Raw genomic sequence first — 2,691 nt, 5'->3', positions numbered from 1 at the left:
GCCAGGTTTCTTAGGACGTATTGGAGTACGCCGCCGTTTTCGATGTATTCGATCTCTGGTGCGGTATCGATGCGGCACTTGAGGGTGATGGTATTCTCGGTACCGTCGCCGTAAGTGATGGTGCAGGGCACCTCCTGCAGTGGCTCAACCGAGTCCAGACCGTGGATCGAGACGGTCTCATCGCCCTTCAGACCCAGCGACTTGCGATTGTCGCCGCCGGTGAACTCGAACGGGATGACACCCATGCCAACCAGGTTCGAGCGGTGGATACGCTCGAAGCTTTCGGCGATCACCGCCTTGACGCCGAGCAGGGCTGTGCCCTTGGCCGCCCAGTCGCGCGACGAGCCCGCGCCGTATTGTTCGCCACCAAACACGACCAGCGGCGTGCCTTCGGCCTGATAGGCCATCGATGCGTCGTAGATCGAGGTCTGCGCGCCATCGGGGCCTTTGGTATAGCCGCCTTCGACGCCGTCCAGCATCTCGTTCCTGATGCGGATGTTGGCGAAGGTGCCGCGCATCATGACCTCGTGATTGCCGCGGCGCGACCCGTACGAGTTGAACTCGCGCGGTTGCACCTGCCGGTCGGTCAGATACTTGCCGGCCGGCGTGGTGGTCGCAAACGATCCGGCGGGCGAGATGTGGTCGGTGGTGACCATGTCGCCCAGGATCAGCAGAACCCTGGCGCCGTCGATGTTCGAGATGGTGCCCGGCTCGGTCCCCATGCCCTGGAAGTAGGGCGGGTTCTGGATGTAGGTCGAGGTCGCCGGCCAGTCATAGGTTTCCTGCTGCGGAACCTCGACGTCCTGCCACTTTTCATCGCCCTTGAAGACGTTGGCATATTTCGACTGGAACGCTTCGCGGGTCACGGTCTGTTCGACCAGTTCCGCAACTTCCTGCTGGCTCGGCCAGATGTCTTTCATGAAGACGTCATTGCCGTCCTTGTCCTGGCCGATCGGCTCGGATGTCAGGTCGATATCCATGGTGCCCGCCAGCGCGTAGACGACAACCAGCGGCGGTGAGGCCAGATAGTTGGCGCGCACGTCGGGCGAGATACGGCCTTCGAAGTTGCGGTTGCCCGACAGGACCGAGGTGGCGACCAGATCGCCCTCGGCAATGGCTTCCGAGATCTCCTGCTGGATCGGGCCCGAGTTGCCGATACAGGTGGTGCAGCCGTACCCGACGAGGTTGAAGCCGATCTTGTCCAGATCTTCCTGCAGGCCGGCGGCCTCAAGATAGGCGGACACGACCTGGCTTCCCGGTGCCAGCGAGGTCTTGACCCAAGGTTGACGGTTCAGACCCAGCGCGGCAGCCTTGCGGGCCACCAGACCGGCGCCGATCATCACATAGGGGTTCGAGGTGTTGGTGCAGGAGGTGATCGAGGCGATCACGACCTTGCCCGAGTCCAGCGTGTAATCTTCGCCCTTGACGGCGACTTCCTTGCCCATGGGACGCTTGAAGGTCTCGGCCATTTCCCTGGTGAAGGCGGCTTTGGCGTCGGTCAGCGCAACATAGTCCTGCGGGCGTTTCGGGCCCGAGATCGCGGGAACGATGGTGCCCATGTCGAGGCTCAGGGTATCGGTGTAGATCGGGGCGTAATCCGCATCGCGCCAGAAGCCGTTTTCCCTGGCATAGGCTTCGACCAGCGCAATCCGGTCCTCGTCGCGGCCGGTGTTGCGCAGGTAGCGCAGCGTCTCGCCGTCGATCGGAAAGAAGCCGCAGGTCGCGCCGTATTCCGGCGCCATGTTGGCGATGGTTGCGCGGTCGGCCAGCGGCAGACGGTCCAGGCCTTCGCCGTAGAATTCGACGAATTTGCCCACCACGCCCTTTTCGCGCAGCATCTCCACGACTTTCAGAACCAGATCGGTGCCGGTGGTGCCTTCGACCAGATCGCCGGTCAGTTCAAAGCCCACAACCTCGGGGATCAGCATCGAGATCGGCTGACCCAGCATTGCGGCCTCGGCCTCGATGCCGCCGACGCCCCATCCCAGAACGGCCATGCCGTTGATCATGGTGGTGTGGCTGTCGGTGCCGACCAGCGTGTCGGGATAGGCGACCTCATCCCCGTTCTGGTCGGTGTCGGTCCAGACGGTCTGGGCCAGATACTCCAGGTTCACCTGGTGGCAGATGCCGGTACCGGGGGGCACAACGCGGAAGTTGTTGAACGCCGACTGGCCCCATTTCAGGAACTGGTAGCGCTCCATGTTGCGTTCATATTCGCGGTCCACGTTCATCTGGAAGGCGCGCGGGTTGCCGAACTCGTCGATCATCACCGAGTGGTCGATGACCAGATCAACCGGGTTCAGCGGGTTGATCTTCTGCGCGTCGCCACCCAGGCCCTTGATGCCGTCGCGCATCGCAGCGAGGTCCACAACGGCGGGAACGCCGGTAAAGTCCTGCATCAGCACGCGGGCCGGACGATAGGCGATCTCGCGCGGGTTCCTGCCGCCATTGGCACCCCATTCGGCAAACGCCCTGATGTCGTCGACCGAAACGGAAAACCCGTCATCCTCGAACCGCAGCATGTTTTCCAGCACCACTTTCAGCGCGGCGGGAAGCCTGGAGAAATCGCCCAGACCGGCCTCTTGCGCGGCGGGAATCGAATAATAGGAAATGGACTTGCCATTCACGCTCAAACCGCGGCGTGTCCTGGCGCTATCCTGTCCAACTTTGATCGGCATCTGTGACCTCCCT

General features: G+C 62.6%; 1 protein-coding gene. It reads right to left on the bottom strand.

From position 1 onward, the window contains the following. Positions 1-2,678, bottom strand: a 2,678-nt coding sequence (gene acnA / locus GOX66_RS25350) for an aconitate hydratase AcnA (protein ID WP_170766670.1), incomplete at its 3' end; no start/stop codon positions are given. Between the last annotated feature and the right edge of the window lie 13 nt (positions 2,679-2,691).

The organism is Ruegeria lacuscaerulensis (genome assembly GCF_013031245.1).
Taxonomy (GTDB): domain Bacteria; phylum Pseudomonadota; class Alphaproteobacteria; order Rhodobacterales; family Rhodobacteraceae; genus Ruegeria; species Ruegeria lacuscaerulensis_C.
This window is presented reverse-complemented; position numbering and strand designations above follow the sequence as displayed.